Annotated in this window: 20 protein-coding genes; 15 read left to right on the top strand and 5 right to left on the bottom strand. The window is 62.3% G+C overall.

The features are described from left to right. Positions 1–49: 49 nt before the first annotated feature. The 6 genes from ffh to trmD all read left to right on the top strand — a co-directional run bounded on the left by ffh (position 50) and on the right by trmD (position 4,933). Positions 50–1,627: a signal recognition particle protein gene (ffh, locus tag H351_RS20205; protein ID WP_003942713.1), complete on the top strand. Its 1,578-nt coding sequence runs from the start codon at positions 50–52 to the stop codon at positions 1,625–1,627. Positions 1,628–1,630: 3 nt separating this feature from the next. Further along, positions 1,631–2,713 (top strand): amidohydrolase family protein, encoded by a 1,083-nt coding sequence (locus H351_RS20200; protein ID WP_029255123.1) that lies wholly within the window; start codon positions 1,631–1,633, stop codon positions 2,711–2,713. Positions 2,714–2,922: 209 nt separating this feature from the next. Then, positions 2,923–3,393, top strand: a complete 471-nt coding sequence (gene rpsP / locus H351_RS20195; protein WP_003942818.1) for a 30S ribosomal protein S16 — start codon at positions 2,923–2,925, stop codon at positions 3,391–3,393. After that, entirely contained in the window at positions 3,390–3,632 is a 243-nt protein-coding gene (locus tag H351_RS20190) for an RNA-binding protein (RefSeq protein ID WP_003939023.1), read from the top strand. Before rpsP ends, H351_RS20190 begins: the two co-directional genes overlap by 4 nt. 14 nt (positions 3,633–3,646) lie before the next feature. After that, positions 3,647–4,219 (top strand): ribosome maturation factor RimM, encoded by a 573-nt coding sequence (gene rimM / locus H351_RS20185; protein ID WP_020907286.1) that lies wholly within the window; start codon positions 3,647–3,649, stop codon positions 4,217–4,219. Positions 4,220–4,228: 9 nt separating this feature from the next. Continuing rightward, positions 4,229–4,933, top strand: coding sequence for a tRNA (guanosine(37)-N1)-methyltransferase TrmD (gene trmD / locus H351_RS20180; RefSeq protein ID WP_029255124.1), 705 nt, complete (start codon positions 4,229–4,231; stop codon positions 4,931–4,933). On the opposite strand, the gene H351_RS20175 is transcribed toward trmD, so the two are convergent. After that, positions 4,930–5,505 (bottom strand): dihydrofolate reductase family protein, encoded by a 576-nt coding sequence (locus tag H351_RS20175; protein WP_029255125.1) that lies wholly within the window; start codon positions 5,503–5,505, stop codon positions 4,930–4,932. The genes trmD and H351_RS20175 overlap by 4 nt on opposite strands. A 68-nt stretch (positions 5,506–5,573) precedes the next feature. On the opposite strand from H351_RS20175, the gene H351_RS20170 reads away from it, so the two are divergent. Next, entirely contained in the window at positions 5,574–6,152 is a 579-nt protein-coding gene (locus H351_RS20170; protein WP_020969331.1) for a TetR/AcrR family transcriptional regulator, read from the top strand. A gap of 5 nt (positions 6,153–6,157) precedes the next feature. On the opposite strand, the gene H351_RS20165 is transcribed toward H351_RS20170, so the two are convergent. Together H351_RS20165 and H351_RS20160 are read right to left on the bottom strand one after the other, a co-directional pair. After that, on the bottom strand, positions 6,158–6,604 hold the full coding sequence (locus tag H351_RS20165; RefSeq protein WP_020969332.1) for a GtrA family protein: 447 nt from the start codon (positions 6,602–6,604) through the stop codon (positions 6,158–6,160). Beyond that, positions 6,601–8,799, bottom strand: coding sequence for a membrane protein (locus tag H351_RS20160; RefSeq protein WP_029255126.1), 2,199 nt, complete (start codon positions 8,797–8,799; stop codon positions 6,601–6,603). The genes H351_RS20165 and H351_RS20160 overlap by 4 nt, the downstream gene beginning before the upstream one ends. Positions 8,800–8,971: 172 nt before the next feature. Between H351_RS20160 and H351_RS20155 the strand changes: the two genes are divergently transcribed. After that, on the top strand, positions 8,972–9,958 hold the full coding sequence (locus H351_RS20155; protein ID WP_019747967.1) for a glycosyltransferase: 987 nt from the start codon (positions 8,972–8,974) through the stop codon (positions 9,956–9,958). Continuing rightward, positions 9,948–11,090: a dTDP-4-amino-4,6-dideoxygalactose transaminase gene (gene rffA / locus H351_RS20150; RefSeq protein ID WP_021343913.1), complete on the top strand. Its 1,143-nt coding sequence runs from the start codon at positions 9,948–9,950 to the stop codon at positions 11,088–11,090. Before H351_RS20155 ends, rffA begins: the two co-directional genes overlap by 11 nt. Before the next feature lie 26 nt (positions 11,091–11,116). On the opposite strand, the gene H351_RS20145 is transcribed toward rffA, so the two are convergent. Then, the gene (locus H351_RS20145) at positions 11,117–12,103 is read right to left on the bottom strand and encodes a serine hydrolase (RefSeq protein ID WP_029255127.1); all 987 of its coding nucleotides are present in this window, start codon (positions 12,101–12,103) and stop codon (positions 11,117–11,119) included. A gap of 75 nt (positions 12,104–12,178) precedes the next feature. Between H351_RS20145 and H351_RS20140 the strand changes: the two genes are divergently transcribed. The 6 genes from H351_RS20140 (at position 12,179) to H351_RS20115 (ending at position 17,879) form a co-directional block, all read left to right on the top strand. Then, on the top strand, positions 12,179–14,524 hold the full coding sequence (locus H351_RS20140) for a Tex family protein (protein WP_029255128.1): 2,346 nt from the start codon (positions 12,179–12,181) through the stop codon (positions 14,522–14,524). Positions 14,525–14,629: 105 nt separating this feature from the next. Next, positions 14,630–15,517 (top strand): hypothetical protein, encoded by an 888-nt coding sequence (locus H351_RS20135; RefSeq protein WP_003942742.1) that lies wholly within the window; start codon positions 14,630–14,632, stop codon positions 15,515–15,517. A gap of 89 nt (positions 15,518–15,606) precedes the next feature. Next, the gene (gene rplS / locus H351_RS20130) at positions 15,607–15,948 is read left to right on the top strand and encodes a 50S ribosomal protein L19 (RefSeq protein ID WP_003942791.1); all 342 of its coding nucleotides are present in this window, start codon (positions 15,607–15,609) and stop codon (positions 15,946–15,948) included. 53 nt (positions 15,949–16,001) lie between these two features. Further along, positions 16,002–16,805 carry a signal peptidase I gene (gene lepB / locus H351_RS20125; protein WP_081051171.1) on the top strand — a complete coding sequence of 268 codons (804 nt, stop codon included), beginning with the start codon at positions 16,002–16,004 and terminating at the stop codon, positions 16,803–16,805. A gap of 50 nt (positions 16,806–16,855) precedes the next feature. Further along, positions 16,856–17,536, top strand: a complete 681-nt coding sequence (locus H351_RS20120) for a ribonuclease HII (RefSeq protein WP_020907294.1) — start codon at positions 16,856–16,858, stop codon at positions 17,534–17,536. A 37-nt stretch (positions 17,537–17,573) separates the two neighbouring features. After that, the gene (locus H351_RS20115) at positions 17,574–17,879 is read left to right on the top strand and encodes a DUF2469 domain-containing protein (RefSeq protein ID WP_003942715.1); all 306 of its coding nucleotides are present in this window, start codon (positions 17,574–17,576) and stop codon (positions 17,877–17,879) included. A 65-nt stretch (positions 17,880–17,944) separates the two neighbouring features. Here H351_RS20115 and H351_RS20110 read toward each other — a convergent pair whose 3' ends face one another. Then, entirely contained in the window at positions 17,945–19,126 is a 1,182-nt protein-coding gene (locus H351_RS20110) for an RtcB family protein (protein ID WP_029255130.1), read from the bottom strand. Positions 19,127–19,133 lie beyond the last annotated feature (7 nt).

The following is a 19,133-nucleotide window of genomic DNA, read 5'->3' as shown; positions in this document are numbered from 1 at the left end:
GCCCGAGAATATCCACGGCTAACTCGCACGACCTTCAGGAGCGCACTCGGTGTTCGAATCCCTTTCCGACAGATTGACCGGATCTCTCAAGGATCTGCGTGGCAAGGGTCGTCTGTCCGGCGCCGACATCGACGCTACGGCCCGCGAGATCCGCCTTGCCCTGCTCGAGGCCGACGTCGCGCTTCCCGTAGTGCGCAGCTTCATCGCCAAGATCAAGGAACGCGCCAAGGGCGCCGAGGTCTCGGGTGCACTGAACCCGGCTCAGCAGGTCGTCAAGATCGTCAACGAAGAGCTGGTCGAGGTTCTCGGCGGCGAAACTCGTCGACTCCAGTTCGCCAAGACTCCGCCGACGGTCATCATGTTGGCCGGTCTGCAGGGTTCCGGTAAGACCACGCTGGCCGGAAAGTTGGCCAAGTGGCTCAAGGACCAGGGGCACACGCCCCTCCTCGTTGCCTGCGACCTTCAGCGTCCCGGCGCCGTCACTCAGCTTCAGATCGTCGGTGAGCGTGCGGGCGCGGCAGTCTTCGCGCCGCACCCCGGTACCTCCATCGGCGGTGGCGAGAACGCCCTCGGCGTTTCCGCAGCCGACCCCGTCGAGGTCGCCCGCGCCGGCGTCGAAGAAGCACGCAACAAGCATTACGACGTCGTGATCGTCGACACCGCCGGTCGCCTCGGTATCGACTCCGAGCTGATGGCGCAGGCCGCCGGTATCCGTGACGCCGTCAACCCGGACGAGACCATCTTCGTCCTCGACGCCATGATCGGTCAGGACGCGGTCAGTACCGCCGACGCGTTCCGTGAGGGAGTCGGCATCACCGGTGTCGTCCTCACCAAGCTCGACGGCGACGCCCGCGGTGGTGCCGCACTGAGCGTCCGCGAGGTCACCGGCCAGCCGATCCTCTTCGCGTCCACCGGCGAGAAGCTCGAAGATTTCGACGTCTTCCACCCCGATCGCATGGCCAGCCGGATCCTCGGTATGGGCGATGTCCTGAGCCTCATCGAGCAGGCCGAGCAGGTTTTCGACGCCGATCAGGCCGAAGCGACCGCAGCGAAGATCGGTTCCGGTCAGCTCACACTCGAAGACTTCCTCGATCAGATGATGGCCGTCCGCAAGATGGGCCCGATCGGCAACCTCCTCGGCATGCTGCCGGGTGCCGGCGGCATGAAGGACGCGCTGGCCAACGTCGACGAGAAGCAACTCGATCGCATTCAGGCCATCATCCGCGGTATGACGCCGGCCGAGCGCGACGATCCGAAGATCATCAACGCCTCACGCCGACTGCGCATCGCGAACGGTTCGGGCGTCAAGGTTTCCGACGTCAACCAGTTGGTGGATCGCTTCTTCGAAGCCCGCAAGATGATGGCTGCCATGGCCGGCCGTATGGGCATGCCCGGCGCGCGTAAGCAGGTTCGCAGCAAGAAGGGCAAGAAGGGCAAGAAGGGCGGCAAGGGCCCGACGCAGCCCAAGATGCGCGGAGGATTCCCCGGCATGGGCGGATTCCCGGGTATGCCCGGCGGAATGCCGGCTGGCATGCCCGACCTGTCGAACATGCCCAAGGGTCTCGATCAGTTGCCGCCCGGACTGGAAGGCATCGATCTCTCCCAGCTCAAGCTGCCCAAGAAGTAGTCGGTGGCTGCGCTTCATCTGCGGGGTATCGGTCTGCCCGATGCCGAGCTGATCGAATTGTGGATCGTCGACGGGCTGATTTCCTTCGAGCCGGTGTCCGGTGCGGAGACGATCGTCGAATCGGGTTGGATCACACCGGGTCTCGTGGATGCGCATTGTCACGTCGGTATCCGCTACGGCGGTGGCGGCGGCGAAACTGTCGACGGCTTGCTGGAGCAGGCGAAGACCGAACGTGACGCGGGCGTGCTGTTGCTCCGCGACGCCGGATCACCGGTCGACACCAGGTTCATCGACGAGCGCCTCGATTTGCCGCGGATCATTCGCGCAGGTCAGCACATCGCGGCACCCAAGCGGTACATCCCGGGCTTGCCGGTCGACCTGGACGACGAATCTCAGTTGCCGGCCGAGGTAGTGCGTCAGGCACGCGCTGGTGACGGCTGGGTCAAGCTCGTCGGCGACTGGATCGATCGTTCCGTCGGCGATCTCGCTCCCTTGTGGAGCGACGAGATCCTGGTCGAGGCCATCGCTGCCGCCCACGCCGAAGGCGCAAAGGTCACCGCTCACGTTTTTGCCGAAGACGCTTTGCCCGGCCTGATCAACGCCGGTATCGACTGCATCGAGCACGGCACCGGATTGACGGACGCGACCATCGAGTCGATGGTCGCGCACGGCACGGCCCTGGTTCCGACGCTGATCAACATCGCTACTTTCCCTGAGATCGCGGACTCCGCCACGCGGTATCCGATCTACGCGGCGCACATGCGCGATTTGCACGCTCGTCGGCACCAGACAATCGGTGCCGCTCACGAGGCCGGGATTCCGATTTATGCCGGAACGGATGCCGGCGGTTCGATCAGGCACGGGCGGATCGCCGACGAGATCGCCGAAGTCGAAGTTGCCGGATTGACAGCTCACCAGGCGTTGGGCGCAGCCAGCTGGGATGCGCGGAGTTGGTTGGGTGCCCAGGGCATCGAAGAGGGAGCGCCCGCCGACCTGGTGGTCTATTCCGAAGATCCGCGCGGAAACTCCGATGTGCTCGCGAAGCCGACGCGTGTGATCCTCCGCGGCACCCCCGTGAGTGGTTAGGGAGTCCCTGCACTCTCGAAGCGCGCACAGGGTGGTTTCCGAACGAGCCCACCCATCTGGCACAATGGACCATTGTTCGTCGCAACCGGTTACGTACCGCTGCGACGGTCACAGGATAGAGGCAAAACCGGGCTCACAAATCGTGTGGGTCGCTGAATTGCACGTGACATGCGCAGCACTGTTGTGCGCGCTGAAGGAGAACTGCAGCTGTGGCTGTCAAAATCAAGCTCACCCGCCTCGGCAAGATCCGCAACGCTCAGTACCGCGTTGTCATCGCCGACTCGCGCACCCGTCGTGACGGCCGTGCGATCGAGACCATCGGCAAGTACCACCCCAAGGAAGAGCCCTCGCTGATCGACATCGATTCCGAGCGCGCTCAGTACTGGCTGTCCGTGGGCGCACAGCCCACCGAGCCCGTCGAGGCACTCCTCAAGATCACCGGTGACTGGCAGAAGTTCAAGGGCCTGCCGGGCACCGAAGGCACCCTTCGCGTCAAGGAAGCCAAGCCCACCAAGCTCGAGCTCTTCCAGGCTGCACTCGCGCAGGCCGAGAACGAGCCGGTTGCAGAAGCAATCACCCCCAAGAAGAAGAAGGCTGCAAAGGCTGACGAGGCCAAGGCAGAAGACACCGCGGCTGACGCCGAGGCTCCCGCTGCAGACGCCGAGGCTGCTGACAAGTGAGTGCCGTCGTCGCTGATGCGGTAGAGCATCTCGTGCGTGGCATCGTCGCCAATCCCGACGATGTGCGTGTCGAGCTGATCACCGGACGTCGGGGACGGACCGTCGAGGTGCACGTGCACCCCGACGATCTCGGCAAGGTCATCGGTCGGGGTGGTCGCACGGCGACCGCTCTGCGGACCTTGGTCTCCGGCATCGGTGGCCGCGGTATCCGTGTTGATGTCGTCGACACCGATCAGTAGACGGCAGTAAACAGGTGGAACTCGTAGTCGGTCGTGTCGCGAAGTCGCATGGCATCAAAGGTGAATTGGTAGTCGAGGTTCGTACAGACGAGCCCGAAGATCGTTTTGCCGTAGGTTCTGTGCTGCGTGGGCGCAAGCCGCGCGAGTCCACACTGAAGTCGTACACAGTGGAAGCCGCCCGGGATCATTCCGGGCGGCTTCTGCTGCGCCTCGAAGGCGTCAGTGACCGTGGCGACGCAGATGCGTTGCGCGGCACACTGTTTGTCATCGACAGTTCGGAACTCGAGCCTTCGGACGATCCGGACGAGTTCTACGATCACGAACTCGAAGGACTGAAGGTCGTCCTCACGGACGGTACCGAGGTCGGTTCGGTCATCGAGGTATTGCATTCCGCCGCAGGCGAATTGCTTTCGATTCGTCGTACCGGCGAGACGTCCGGTGAATTGCTGATCCCGTTTGTCGCCGCCATCGTCACCTCGGTGTCGATTGCCGACGGCGTCGTGATGATCGAGCCTCCCGAGGGACTGCTCGACCCGGATTTCGGCGACAAGTCGAACAGCGACAATTCGAACTCAGACAACGACTGATCGTTTGTCATGCGTCTCGACGTCGTCACCATCTTTCCCGAGTATCTCGAACCGCTTCGTGCTGCCTTGCTGGGCAAGGCAATCGAACGTGGCTTGATCTCGGTCGACGTCCACGATCTTCGGTCGTGGACCCATGACGTACACAAAGCGGTCGACGATTCCCCGTACGGCGGCGGACCCGGCATGGTCATGAAACCCACCGTCTGGGGTCCGGCGCTCGACGACGTGATCGGTCGCTCCGATTCTTCCGGCCCGGATGATGCCGAGACGATCTTGGTGGTGCCGACTCCCGCCGGCGTCCTGTTCACTCAGGCGACCGCACATCGCTGGGCCACCGCCAAGCACCTTGTCTTCGCCTGCGGCCGATACGAAGGTATCGACCAACGGGTTTTCGACGACGCCGCCAAGCGGGTTCGCGTCGAAGAAGTCAGTATCGGCGATTACGTTCTGATCGGCGGTGAAGCAGCCGTGCTGGTGATGGTCGAGGCTGTTGTGCGACTGATGCCCGGTGTTCTCGGCAATCAGCTGTCACACCAAGAGGATTCGTTCTCCGACGGGCTCCTCGAAGGGCCCAGTTACACTCGCCCCGCCGTGTGGCGCGATCTCGAGGTTCCGCCTGTTCTGCTTTCCGGAGATCACGCGAAGATCAAAGCCTGGCGCCATGAGCAGTCGCTGCAGCGCACGGCCGAGCGTCGACCGGATCTACTTCCTTAGGTATTTCTCTTCAACCAGGTGATGCTTGCGCCGTCGTCGAGCGATTCGGTTGCAGTCGGTGTGAACAGTGTCGGCGCGTAGTTACCTCTGATCAGCGGTATGCCCGCGCCGGCGACAACCGGATACCTTTTGACGATCAACTCGTCGATCTCCGGTAGTAGTTCGCCGGCGAGAGTTCCGCCGCCGCACAGCCAGATATCTTGTCCTTCTTCCTCTTTGAGGGATCTGACGACCGCACGTGGATCGGTGCGAACGATGGTGACGGGGGGATCCTCGGCGTCAGGGAGGGTGCTGGAGACGACGAACTGGCGCAGGTGCGCAAAAGGGCTGGTCACGCCGAGGCTCAGCCCGGGCTCGTAAGAGCCGCGGCCCATGACGACCGTGTCGAAGGTTCTGTTGGGTGCGTCCTCGATTCCGAGAGCGGGCCGCACATGCGTTGGCACGGTCTCGGGATATCGATCGCATATCCAGGCCGTGATCTGTTCGGAAACCGGGAAGAAATCGAATTCGCCGTCTGGTCCCGCGATGTAGCCGTCGAGGGAAGCTCCCACGTAGTACACAAGCTTTCGCATCAAACGCTCCGTTCGTAGTACTATGTTCGTAGTGGTTTAACTTAGGGTCGTGTCAGGAGTGATGTCAAGTGCGAAAGAACCCGGAACGACGGCTTGCCCTGATCGACGCGGCAATCGAGGTGTTGGCCCGAGAGGGTGCTCGAGGCTTGACTTTTCGAGCCGTCGACACCCAGGCAGCCGTGCCGAACGGGACAGCGTCGAACTACTTCTCCAATCGCGACGACCTACTCACGCAGGCCGGTGGCCGGATCTACGAGCGACTGATTCCGGACGACCTCGAGGGATTGATCGATCCCGTCAACGGCACCGATCGTGAGCGACTGGTGACGCTCATGCTCGACGTGGTCGAGCGGGTCACCTCGTTTGGAACGGGTTTCCTCGCGCTCATGGAGTTGCGGCTGGAGGCGATACGTCGTCCGGACCTGCGAGCGGTCCTGACCGTCCGCATCCGAGAAGACTTCGATCTGAACGTAGCCAATCATCTGGCGTCGGGCGTGCCGGGTGATGCGATGACCGTTCGCCTGCTCTATTTGTCGTTGAACTGGCTCGTACTGGATCGACTGACATTGCCGAACCTGTTCGGGGAGGAAGATATTCGTACGATCGTCGAGGCCGCGGTGGATCGAGCGCTACCCCGCGAATCGTAGAAGGGTCAGTGCCGCTCGGCAGGTTTGCGGCGGAACGAGAAGTATCGATGACCGAAGAAACTCACACCGGCAACGATCAACATGACAACCGCCTGGGCGGGAAGCGGCGGGGCATGCAGAATCGACACCGCGATTGTTCCGAGTATCAGATTCAGCACGAGGCCACCGGAATTGACGACGATGAACGCGCCCAGGTCGCGTGCCACATGTCCGCGGACGCGGAAAACCAACGTCCGATGCAGAACGAAAGCGATGAGCACGCTGATGGAGTACGCACCGATCACAGCCACTTGATACAGATCCTTGTTGTCGAGGATCAGTGACCAGATCACGAAGAGCCCGTATCCGATCGCCGTATTGGCCACTCCGACAATGGCAAACGCGATGGGTTGATGCTTGACCACCCGCAGCAGCGGGCCGGGGTTCTCGGGTGATGCGATGTCTTCGGTCATGAAGACTCGGTTTTCACGATGTTGATCCGGTCCTTGCGTCGTGTCCGCAGATACATCCACTCGAGCACACCGAGGCCGAGGATTCCGGCGACCATCGAAGCGCCGCCGACCTTCCATCCCGGGGGTCGCCACGTGAGGACAAGTTCAGCGTCCTTCGTCCCTGCTGGGATGTCCACGGTGACAAAGGACTTCGCGACGACGTCGATCGGGACAGGCTGACCGTCGAGGCTAACTCGATACCCGGGCCAGCCGAGCCGTGCGAACACAACCTTGCCGCCGGTCTCCGAACTGACACGAAGGGTGCTCGACATGTTCGATTCCGCCGTCGAAACAGCTTCGACGCCACGGGTATCGGCGATGCGGCCGTTTCGTGTCGAGACGGGGCCGTCGACGCGTTCGAGCACGGAGATGTAGTTCTCGTGACCGGGGTAGTCCACCCATGTCCACCCGTCGGGGGCCGGGCTCTTACGTGCATCGGGGTAGAGGGCGTTCTGCAGTACGACGCGGTCCACCTTCATCAGGTCGACGATGGTGCGGCCGGTGGTGGGTTCGACGGTGAATGCCCGTCGGAAGGCGTCGGGGCAGACGCTCATGTCCCAGCGCATGCAGAGCAGATCGCCGAAGTAGAAGTGCCCGTTGGGGGTGTAGCCGCTGGTGTAGGTCAGTTCGAGGTCTTTGGGGTAGTTGCCGAAAGCCAGGGAACCGTACGCTCCGTCGAGGGTTTTGTCCCCGGGTGCGATGAGTGCACGGTCGCCCAGTTGCAGTGTCGTGCCTTCAAAGTCGGGGAAGGCCTCTTTCATCTCCGAGCGGGATTCGGGCAGGTCCCAGCTCATCGGGGTTGGTTGCGCGGCCCGAACCTGGGCGTAGGCGATGGGGGAGACCGCGGCGATTGCCAACAGGCATGCGAGCGCGGTGCCCTTGGTGCGGCCCAGCCACACCATCGCAGCGCCGAGTGCGGCAACGACCAGGGCTGAGATCACATGCCATTTCGCGAGCCCGGGAGCTGCCGAGGCGGACCTGATCAAAAGCAGGCCCACGAGGATTCCCGCTGCAACGCAGCGTCCGCGCAACTTGTCGGTCGTGGCGTAACGCCCGAGCAGGATGCACACCAGGAGCAGGAGTCCGATGGCCACCATCGGAAGCACGCGCGCGGGCCACCGCAGTGGGCCGATCGTGCTCGGCCCGGCAGTCCACATGAGGACGGCGACCGTGAAGATCCCGACGGCGGTCAATTCGCGTGCCGCGGCGCGTGCCTTGCCCCAGTCGATGAACGCCAGAGCCGGAATGAGGAACCACGCGACGTAGACCATGGGCATGGTCTGGATGTATCCCCACCACGAGGAGAATGCGGGCATCGTGCTCGGCAGGCTCGCGTTCAGCGATTCCGACCAGGGAACGGCAAGGAATGCGTCGTTCTTGACTTCGGATGCACCGCGCCAGGTGACGTCGGCGGTGAGCAGGCTCGGCAGATACGTCGCGAGACCTGCGAGGGCGGCACAGGCAGACACCGCCAGAAGCCGCAGCGACGGCAGCCAACGCCGCTGATAGACAACTTCGCCGATCGCGACTGCGACGATCATCAAGCCGGATTCGACTGCGGGGAAAACATATTGAACCGACATCGCGAGATACAAGAACACGAAGGTCGGGATCGGACCGCTCTTGCCTCTGGCGTAGCGGATTGCCGAGGCCCACGCCTGAACCATCCAGGCAGTGCCTGTGAAGGCTGTCATCCAACTGGCCGAGTCGAAGAACAGGAGGAAACCGGTGAACGGAATCGAGACTCCGGCGACCGCAGCCCACGTGGGCTTCGAGCCGTACTCCAGGCAGATCCGATAGACGCCCAGCGCAAGGATGATCGCGAAGATCAATTTCACGATCGTCGCGTAAAGCGCCAGGTTGTCGAAGGACGGTGCGATCAGGTCGATCAGAAGTTGTGGCGGATTGAGAAGGCCCGCTTCCTCGATCGCGTAGTTGCCCGCCATCCAGTTCTCGGGGACGAGTACCGGTAGGTGTCCTTCTCGCAGGCTACGGCCGAGCATGACCCACAGCGGCGCGTACTGGGACTCGGTGTCGTCGGTGTAGAAGTGACGAGCGTTCGCGAGCACCACGGCCAGGTAGCCGGCGATGACACCGACCGCCGTGACGGCGCCCCACTTGTACACGTCTGCCCGGGCGAGAGTGCGAGTTTCCACCACGAGTTCCAGACCTTAACAGGGCAGGTGGGGCGCGCGGAGACGCGAGCGCATCACGCGCCGTCGGCATCCGAAGTCCGGACATCTCTGCGTGTTAAAGTTCGCGACGGTGTGGGCCCGATCGTGCCTGTCTCTCGGCGCCAGTCGAGCCCCCTGAAGGGAGTGGAAGCGAGTGCACTCGATTTCCGTCGTAGTGCCCGTTTATCAGGGCGAAAAGACGATCACGGCGCTCGTCGAGGAGTTGGACGGCCTGTGCGCACCGAGTTCGACGCCCGGTGGAGCGCAGTTCACCGTCGACGAGATCGTGCTGGTTCACGACAACGGTCCGGACCGTTCCGACGTCGTGTTACTCGAATTGGAGCGCCGTTTCGATCAGGTGCGTGTCGTGTGGCTCAGTCGCAACTACGGCCAGGACGCGGCGACCATCGCCGGTATGGCCGTTGCACGTGGCCAGTGGATCGTGACGATGGACGAAGACGGCCAGCACGACCCGGTGCACATCGGGGCTTTCCTCGACACCGCGCTGACGGAGCGATCCGATCTCGTGTATTCCAAACCCACGAACACCCGCCCGCATGGATTCTTGCGGAACCTGACCTCGCGCGGTGCAAAGATCGTCTTGGCGACGGTATTCGCGTTCCCTGATTCGACGAGATTCGAAAGTTACCGCCTGATCCGAGGTGACATCGGCCGACAGTTGGCCGGCGTCGCCGCCAACGGTGTGTATCTGGACGTCGCGCTGACGTGGGTTGTCGGCAATACCGCCACGGCGCCGGTGACACTTCGAGCGGAAGGCCGCGAGGAATCGGGGTACAACTATCGCCGTTTGTTCTCGTTGTTCTGGAAGATGGTGTTGTGTAGCGGAACCCGCGGTCTACGACTGGTGAGTCTGCTCGGGGTCACCCTGGCGTCGGCCGGTGTGATCATGGCTGCGGTGATCTTCGTCCAAGCCATGACCGGTGACAACAACGACCCGGAAGGATGGGCGTCGATCATCATGGCGCTGCTGGTCTGTTCGGGTGCGATCTTGTTCTCGCTCGGTCTCATCGCCGAATACCTTGGCGTGGCACTGCACGTCCTTGTCGGAAAGCCTCTGTATCTGACTGTCGATTCACCGCGGCCCGGAACCTCGATCGATCGGCGTAGTCGTGAGCACTGATCGCATCATCTTCTCCCGCCCCTATCGGGCATCGAACGAATTGTCGAATCTGGCAACCGTTCTGGAGTCCGATCATATTCACGGTGACGGACGTTTCACCAAGTCCGCGACTGCAGCGCTCAAAGCGATCACCGGATCCACGCATGCTCTGCTGACGACCTCGTGCACGCACGCACTCGAATTGGGTGCGCTGCTACTCGAATTAGGCCCAGGTGACGAGGTGATCGTCCCGAGCTTCGCGTTCAGTTCGGCGGCAACCGCCGTCGCGTTGCGCGGGGCCACTGTTGTTTTCGTCGACATCGATCCGAGTACCGGCAATATCGATCCCGACTGCGTCGCAGCGGCAATCACGGAACGAACGAAAGCAGTACTGGTCATGCATTACGGCGGAGTCGCCGCCGACATGGAACCTCTCCTCGACCTCGCTGAACTCCACGGCGTCGCGTTGATCGAAGACAACGCTCACGGGCTCGGCGGAAAGTGGCGCGGGCGGGCGCTCGGCACCATCGGAACTATCGGTACGCAGAGTTTTCACGACACCAAGAACGTTCACTGCGGCGAGGGTGGTGCGCTGCTGCTCTCCGACGATCAGCTGATGACCCGCGCCGAAATCATCCGTGAGAAGGGGACCGACCGTGCCCGTTTCCTGCGCGGCCAGGTCGACAAGTATTCGTGGCAGGACATCGGGTCGAGTTATCTGCCCAGTGAACTCAATGCCGCTGTCCTCGACGCACAACTCTCGGAGTTCGACGCGATTCAGGCGGCCAGGCATCGCGTCTGGGATGCCTACAGCGTGAGTCTGGGCGAGTGGGCGTCCGAGAACGGTGTCGTTCCCATGGCGGTTCCCGATGATCGCGAGCACACCGCGCACCTGTTCTATCTCAAGATGCCTACCGAAGAGAGCCGCGACGGCTTGATTCGGCATCTCGCCGCCGACGGAATCGTGGCGCCGTTCCACTACATTCCGCTCGATACGAGCGCGGCCGGTGTGCGCTACGGACGAACACCGGAGCCGTGTGTGCGTAGCGCCGAGTTCTCCGCGTCGATCCTTCGACTGCCACTGTGGCCCATGCTCACGTCCGAACAACAGGAACGGGTCATCGGTTCCGTCCTCGAGTACAAGCAGGCTTGAGGACTAACACGACCGCGTGGATCGAATCAGGGCCCGGAAGCTTCGGGCATCACCGAATCCGCGGTCGTGGATGCCGCCGCCCAGTCGTCGATGCTTCCGCTCGGGAAGAGAATCTGTGTGACGCCGGTGACCGTGTCACGTGCGTGCAGTGCGCTTTCGTCGTCGACGGCGTCGGTGAACGAGGTGTCGGGATAGAAGCTGTCCTCGTCCGTGTACTGGACGTCTTCTCGCGAACCGATTGCGATGATGTATCGGTTGTCGTCACCGACGATGCCGGTGGACAGATGGATCCACTTGTCCTCGACACAGCACATCCAGCCTTGCTTGACTCCGATGACCGACTCGCCGAACAAGGCCTCGGGCAATCCGAACCTCTGGTCGTAGCCGTCGGTTCCTTCGGGAGTGGATTGCCGCAGGTACTCGACGAATTGCTCGACCCGCTCAGGTCCGAGCTGGTCGGAGTCGTCGAGGACGCCGTTGTAGAAAGTGACCAGGTCGTGCGTCGTGGTCTCGGTGTTCCACCACATTCCGTCCCACGGCGGCGTCGTCGCGGTCAGTGCGTAACGCTCGGCAACCCGGGTGATCACCTCCTGACCGCCGACCTCGTCCCACAGAAGGTTGGCTGCGGTGTCGTCGGAGGATTCGAGCATTGCCGCCATGAGGGTGCGATCGTCGTCCGTGATGGGCCGCTCGCCGCGAGCGTCCTGATGGAGTAGATCCTCGGCGATGAAAAGTTTTGCCACCGAGGCAGTTTCGATTTGCTGGTCGCCGGCAACATCGAGGTACTTGTCCGAGGATCGATCGAGGACGGCGATGGAGACGTCCGCACCACGCCCGAGCGCCGCCACCTGAGCTTGAGCCAGTCGGCCGTCGAGAGTCTCCGCGACCGGAACATTGGTGTCGGGGAAGGCGGGGGTCTGCATCGAATCATCCGGGTTCTGTCCACCGCTGCACGAAGCCGCAAAAGTAACTGCGGCCGCCATTGCGGCAATCCGGACGTACCGCGTACTCATCTGTTTCCCCCGGTAGCCCTGACACGGCACTGTTGCCGATCTTCTTGTCTCAGGATAGCGGTAGGGTCGGATCTCGTGATTCTCAAGACCGTGAACCAGCGCATTGCCGAGGAACTCGACGTCCGCGAAGGCCAGGTTGCAGCAGCAGTCGACCTTCTCGACGGCGGAGCCACGGTGCCCTTCATCGCCCGGTACCGCAAGGAAGTCACCGGCACGCTCGACGACGCCCAGTTGCGACTCCTGGACGAGCGGCTGCGGTATCTCCGCGAGCTCGACGACCGTCGTGACGCCGTGCTCACGGAGATCGACTCTCAGGGCAAACTCGACGATCAACTGCGCGGTCAGATCATGCTGGCCGAGACAAAAGCGCGGCTGGAGGACATCTACCTCCCCTTCAAACCGAAGCGGCGCACCAAGGCGCAGATCGCCCGCGAGGCCGGCCACGAGCCCGTCGCGGACGCTCTCATCGGAGATCCCACCACCGATCCCGCCCAGTATTCGGACGAGCAACTCGACGGTGCCCGGTCGATCCTCGTGGAGCGCTTCGCCGAGGACGCCGATCTGGTCGGTGAATTGCGCGAGCTTATGTGGAGTCGCGGCCAGGTCGTCTCCTCGGTCCGCAAGGGCAAGGAAACCGATGGCTCGAAGTTTGCTGACTACTTCGAGTTCTCGGAACCGTTCTCCAAACTGCCCTCGCACCGCATCCTCGCCGTCCTGCGCGGAGAGAAGGAAGAAGTGCTGTCGCTCAACATGGCGGCCGACACCGAAGAACTCGCGCCGGGGGAGCGCACGGTCTACGAAGGCCGCATCGCGTCGCGGTTCGAGATCGCCGACCGCGGTCGGGCCGCCGACGGGTGGCTTCTCGACACCGTCAAGTGGGCGTGGAAGACGAAGTTCGCCGTCACGCTCGGTATCGACACTCGAATGCGTCTGCGGCAGTCGGCCGAAAAGGACGCCGTCGACGTCTTCGCCACCAACCTCAAGGATCTACTCCTCGCGGCTCCCGCCGGCGCCCGACCCACCATGGGACTCGACCCCGGATTCCGTACCGGAACTAAGGTTGCCATCGTCGACGGAACCGGCAAAGTTGTTGCATACGAGACGATTTACCCGCACCAGCCGCAGAACAAGTGGGACGCGGCGCTTGCGACGCTTGCCGGACTGGTCGCCAAGCACGGCGTCGAACTGATCGCCATCGGCAACGGCACGGCCTCACGCGAGACCGACACGCTCGCTACCGAACTGATCAAGAAGACCGGCGCGCCCAACCTGACCAAGATCGTCGTCTCCGAGGCAGGCGCATCGGTGTACTCGGCTTCGGCCTACGCGTCGCAGGAACTTCCCGACCTCGACGTCTCGATTCGCGGTGCGGTGTCCATTGCGCGTCGCCTGCAGGATCCGTTGGCGGAGTTGGTCAAGATCGATCCCAAGTCCATCGGTGTCGGTCAGTACCAGCACGACATCACCGAATCGCTGCTCTCACGTTCCCTCGACGCCGTCGTCGAGGATGCCGTCAACTCGGTCGGCGTCGACGTCAACACCGCGTCCGTGCCACTTCTCGCTCGGGTGTCCGGAATCGCAGGTTCCCTAGCGGAGAGCATCGTCGCCCATCGGGACCAGAACGGTCCGTTCAAGTCCCGCAAGGGACTCAAGGACGTCTCCCGACTGGGACCCAAGGCTTTCGAGCAGTGCGCAGGCTTCTTGCGGATCACCGACGGCGACGACCCTCTCGACGCGTCGAGCGTCCACCCGGAGGCATATCCGGTGGTTCGCAAGATCGTTGCCAGTGCCGGCGGGGACGTGCGCACCGTGATCGGAAACTCGCAGGCACTTCGATCGGTCAAGGCGTCCGACTACGTCGACGAGCGATTCGGTCTACCGACCGTCACCGACATCATCTCCGAGTTGGAGAAGCCGGGACGAGATCCACGACCCGAATTCAAGACCGCGACCTTTGCCGCAGGCATCGAGAAAGTCGCGCATCTCAAGCCCGGTATGACTCTCGAAGGTGTGGTCACCAACGTCGCAGCCTTCGGTGCCTTCGTCGACATCGGAGTTCATCAGGACGGTCTGGTTCACGTCTCGGCTATGTCACACAACTTCGTCAAGGACCCACGCGAGGTCGTCAAGTCAGGTGACGTCGTCAAGGTGAAGGTCCTCGAAGTGGACGAGGCACGCCAACGCATCGGGCTGACGCTTCGTCTCGACGACGAGGTGGGCGCACCCCGCAAGTCCGAAGGCCCACGAGGTGGGCAACCTCAGCGTCAGGGCCAGCCACAGGGTCAGGGGCAGGGGCAGGGGCAGGGTCAGCAACGAGGTAATGGCGGACGCCAGGGTGGACGCGAGTCGCGTCCGGACAACCGCGCGCCTGCTGCCGGGTCGATGGCTGAGGCTCTGCGCAAGGCGGGCTTCGGCAAGTAATTCCGTCCGCCGGGTTTTCGGAGTCCGTATCGTCTCATTCGAGTCGGTTGGCGGTATCAATCGAAAGAATGATCGGATCTGAAATTCGGTGAAGGGAGGACAGTGATGCGGGAGTGGCTCGAGCGCGAGATCATCGCCCATGGCCGATTGCCATTGCTGTTCTTCCTGCTCGGATTCCTCTCTGCCTTCCTCTTCATCCGTCTCAGCGTCCGGATGATCCGTGCGCAGGTGAAATGGTGGCCGGGCAACATCGCGCCCGGAGGTCAGCACGTGCATCACGTCGTGTTCGGTGTGATCGCCATGATGATCTCCGGTGGTGCGCTGATCGCGGTCTACGTCGATGGTTCGCAGACCACCGGTGCCGTCCTGGCGGCGATCTTCGGTATGGGTGCGGCGTTGGTGCTCGACGAGTTCGCACTGATCTTCTATCTGAAGGATGTGTACTGGTCCGAGCAAGGTCGGACCTCGGTGGATGCGGTCTTCGTCGCGATCGCCGTGACCGGTCTGGTGCTGTTGGGTTTCCGCCCGCTCGAACTTCTCGACGTCGCCGGGTTCCGTGAAGAACGGGATCCGTGGATCAAGTTGGTGTTCGTTTTTGTCGCGTTGATCAACTTCGCCTTGGCAGCCATCGTGATTCTCAAGGGGAAGATTTGGACGGGGCTCGTCGGCCTGTTCGTTTTCCCGTTGCTGGTAATCGGTGCGGTTCGCCTGAGCCGGCCGGGTGCGCCGTGGGCGCGTTGGCGGTACACGCGTAAGCCGAAACGGATGAACCGCGCGCTCGAGCGTGAGCGGAAGTGGCGGCGACCGGTCATCAGGGCCAAGATCTACGTCCAGGATCTGATTGCCGGATCACCGAGCGTCGAGCATGCGATGACCGCCGCCGAGCAGGAATTGGACCACACCATTCACGCGGCTCCGCCGCCACCGATTTCCCCGCTGGTGTCCGCGTCTGGCACAATGGACGGGTTGCCTGGACCAGGCAGCAGCACTTGATCTGGGCACGAACCAGACGAGCGCCGTTTCGGGAGACCGAAACGCGTGCCGCTCGGTTCCTCTGCTCCTGCGAAATACAAGGATGACATATGAACACCCTGGACTTCCTGGACAAAAAGTCGCTCCGCGACGACATCCCCGAGTTCCGTCCCGGCGACACGCTCAACGTGAACGTCAAGGTTATCGAAGGCTCCAAGGAGCGCGTGCAGGTCTTCAAGGGCGTCGTTATTCGTCGCCAGGGCGGCGGCGTTCGCGAGACCTTCACCGTCCGTAAGGTCTCCTTCGGCGTCGGCGTCGAGCGCACCTTCCCGGTTCACAGCCCCACGCTGGCCTCCATCGAGGTTCTGACCCGCGGTGACGTCCGTCGCGCCAAGCTGTACTACCTCCGTGAGCTTCGTGGCAAGAAGGCGAAGATCAAGGAAAAGCGCTGATCTTTCCGATGAGCCCGGCACCGCGTACGCGGTGCCGGGCTAATCTGGTTTCTGTGGCAGATTCTTCGAAGGAGCAGGCATTGTCGTCCGGACCCGAGAATCACGAGGGATCAAGCGGTTCCGCGGAACCGACCTCACATCGGCCGCAGAAGAAACAGCGATCGTTCCTGCGAGAACTCCCTATTCTGATCGGCGTAGCGCTGGTACTCAGCATCGTCCTTCAGGCATTTGTCTTCAGAGTTTTTCTCATCCCATCCGAGTCGATGGAACCGACACTGCACGGCTGTGCAGGATGTACCGGTGACCGCATCGTGGTGGAGAAGATCGGATACCGCTTCGGCGATCCGGAACCCGGCGACGTCGTCGTCTTCAAGGGACCCGATTCGTGGAACACGAAATATGTGTCCAATCGGTCCGACAACGTTGTCGTTCGCGGCATTCAAGAGGTCGGTTCGTGGGTCGGCCTCGTTCCGCCGGACGAGAACGACTTGGTCAAGCGAGTGATCGCTACCGGCGGCCAGACCGTCGAATGCTGTGACGATCAGGGCCGAGTCCTGGTCGACGGCAAGCCGCTCGACGAGCCGTACATCAAGATGGATTTCCCGTTCACTCCGGGAACACAAACGTGTGACACCGAATTGAAGTCGGGCCGCTGCTTCGGACCGATCACCGTTCCCGAGGGCCACGTGTGGGTCATGGGTGACAACCGCAGCAATTCCGCCGACTCGCGCTACCACGTGGACGACGAGTTCCAGGGAACCGTCCCGATCGACAACATCATCGGTCAAGCTCGATTCATCGTTCTTCCCCCGTCGCGAATGGGCGGCATCGATGCGCCTGATATTCAGGGCAATTGAGTTGTCGTACCGCACACATGGATTCGCGTAGTTTCGAGTAGGCAGAGACAGTGAGTAGTTGGCCCCCTCGCGTTGTCATTCGCAGATCGGCAGGTCTGCGGACGATGGAGTCTGCGTTGGCGCGAACCGGACTCGGTCCGGTCGCCGGCGTCGACGAAGCCGGGCGCGGAGCGTGCGCTGGTCCACTCGTCATTGCAGCGTGTGTCCTGGCGCCGAAACCGCAAGCGGCACTGGCGCGGCTCGACGATTCGAAGAAGCTGACCGAACGTGCGCGCGAGGAGCTTTTCCCGGCGATCAAGCGCTTGGCGTTGGCGTGGAGTGTCGTTTCGGTACCCGCTGCGGAAGTCGATCAGATCGGTATCCACGTCGCCAACATCGAGGGGATGCGTCGAGCAGTCGCGGGCCTCGATCTCGAACCGGGCTACGTCCTCACCGACGGTTTCCGGGTTCCAGGACTGACGGCTCCGTCGCTACCGGTCATCGGCGGTGACGGCGCCGCTGCATGTATCGCCGCGGCCAGCGTTCTCGCGAAGGTGACCCGAGATCGTGTGATGACCGAGATGGACGAGACTCATCCCGGATACGGCTTCGCGATTCACAAGGGATACAGCACGCCGCTGCACATGGACGCTCTCGACGAGCTGGGGCCGTGCCCCGAGCATCGCATGACGTACGCAAACGTGGTGGCTGCGGGAGTCCGGTTGGAACAACGCGCGGGCCGTACGGGATGATGGACGTTCAGACGAACTGGGAGGACTGGCTAAACCGATGAGTGCCGAGGATCTCGAGAAGTACGAAACCGAGATGGAGCTGTCGCTCTACCGTGAATACCGGGACATCGTCGGACAGTTCTCCTACGTCGTGGAGACCGAACGACGTTTCTACCTGGCCAACACGGTCGAGTTGCTGCCCCACAATTCAGACGGGGAGATCTACTTCGAACTGCGGATGTCCGACGCCTGGGTGTGGGACATGTACCGCCCGGCGCGATTCGTGAAGTACGTGCGCGTCGTGACGTTCAAGGACGTCAACATCGAAGAGCTGGACAAGCCGGATCTGCGCCTTCCTGACTGATCTTGACAACGAAGTGCCCCGCCGATATCGGCGGGGCACTTTGCATTTCGCGGAGTTGCGCGGGGTCAGTTGCCCTTGACATTCACGATCTGACGCAGCGTGTGTCGAATCTCGACCAAGTCCCTCGCGTCGTCCATCACGACGTCGATGTCCTTGTACGCACCCGGGATCTCGTCGAGGAACGCCGCCGAGCGCTTGTATTCGATGCCGACCATCGCCTTGTCGAGATCTTCGATGGTGAAGGTCTTGCGTGCCTGGTTACGTCCGTACACCCGACCCGCGCCGTGGGGGCTGGACTTGAACGACGGCACGTTTCCCTTGCCGACGACGACGTAACTCGCCGTCCCCATCGAACCGGGGATGAGCCCGGGCGTGCCCTCGTCTGCCTTGATCGCACCCTTACGGCTCAGCCACACGCCCCGGCCCATATGGAACTCCTTCTGGGTGAAGTTGTGGTGGCAGTTGATCCGCTCGACTTCGTCGATGATCGCGGGCTTGCCGTCACCCATGAAGTGCGCGAAGTCCTTCACCACGCGGTCCATCATCTCTTCGCGGTTGAGCAGAGCGAAGTGCTGAGCCCAGTTGAGATCGGTGATGTACGAGTCGAATTCGGGCGTCTTCTCGATCAGGTAGGCAAGATCCGGATCGGGAAGGTTGATGTACCACCGCTCGCACAAGTCCTTGGCGATCTTGATGTGATGCTGTGCGAGCTTGTTTCCGATACCGCGGCTGCCCGAGTGCAGGAACAGCCAGACGCCGTCGCTCTCGTCGAGCGTCACCTCGATGAAGTGGTTGCCAGAACCCAGCGTTCCGAGCTGAAACCTCCAGTTGTTCTTGAACTTGTCGTAGAAGGCCAGGCGATCGCCCGCAAGTGCCTCGAGTTCTGCGATGCGGATTTGCGCCGTGTCGCTCAGCGTCTTGTTGTAGACACCTGCCGAGAGCGGAACGGAGCGTTCGATGCTGTGGCGAAGAACGCTCAGGTCGCGGCCTTGAAGGTCGCGTGCGCTGAACTGGGTTTTGACCGCGATCATTCCGCAGCCGATATCGACTCCGACGGCGGCGGGCATGATTGCGCCTTCCGTCGGAATGACCGAACCCACCGTCGCTCCCGCACCGAGGTGCGCATCCGGCATAAGTGCCAGATGTGGACGGACAAAAGGCATCTGGGACGTACGCAGCGCTTGCTCGCGAGTGTTCTCGTCGAGTATCGATGCCCAGTTCCACAGCCTCTTGGTGATCTTCTCCATCAGATTT

Origin of the sequence: Rhodococcus erythropolis R138 (assembly GCF_000696675.2) — a bacterium.
Taxonomy (GTDB): domain Bacteria; phylum Actinomycetota; class Actinomycetes; order Mycobacteriales; family Mycobacteriaceae; genus Rhodococcus_F; species Rhodococcus_F erythropolis.
This window is presented reverse-complemented; position numbering and strand designations above follow the sequence as displayed.

What these genes read in the sequence shown, in the direction of transcription:
- trmD (WP_029255124.1), top strand. Translation starts at nt 4,229, where the DNA reads ATGCGTCTCGACGTCGTCACCATCTTTCCCGAGTATCTCGAACCGCTT.
- H351_RS20175 (WP_029255125.1), bottom strand. Translation starts at nt 5,505, where the DNA reads ATGCGAAAGCTTGTGTACTACGTGGGAGCTTCCCTCGACGGCTACATC.
- H351_RS20165 (WP_020969332.1), bottom strand. Translation starts at nt 6,604, where the DNA reads ATGACCGAAGACATCGCATCACCCGAGAACCCCGGCCCGCTGCTGCGG.
- H351_RS20145 (WP_029255127.1), bottom strand. Translation starts at nt 12,103, where the DNA reads ATGAGTACGCGGTACGTCCGGATTGCCGCAATGGCGGCCGCAGTTACT.
- H351_RS20135 (WP_003942742.1), top strand. Translation starts at nt 14,630, where the DNA reads ATGCGGGAGTGGCTCGAGCGCGAGATCATCGCCCATGGCCGATTGCCA.
- rplS (WP_003942791.1), top strand. Translation starts at nt 15,607, where the DNA reads ATGAACACCCTGGACTTCCTGGACAAAAAGTCGCTCCGCGACGACATC.
- H351_RS20115 (WP_003942715.1), top strand. Translation starts at nt 17,574, where the DNA reads ATGAGTGCCGAGGATCTCGAGAAGTACGAAACCGAGATGGAGCTGTCG.
- H351_RS20110 (WP_029255130.1), bottom strand. Translation starts at nt 19,126, where the DNA reads ATGGAGAAGATCACCAAGAGGCTGTGGAACTGGGCATCGATACTCGAC.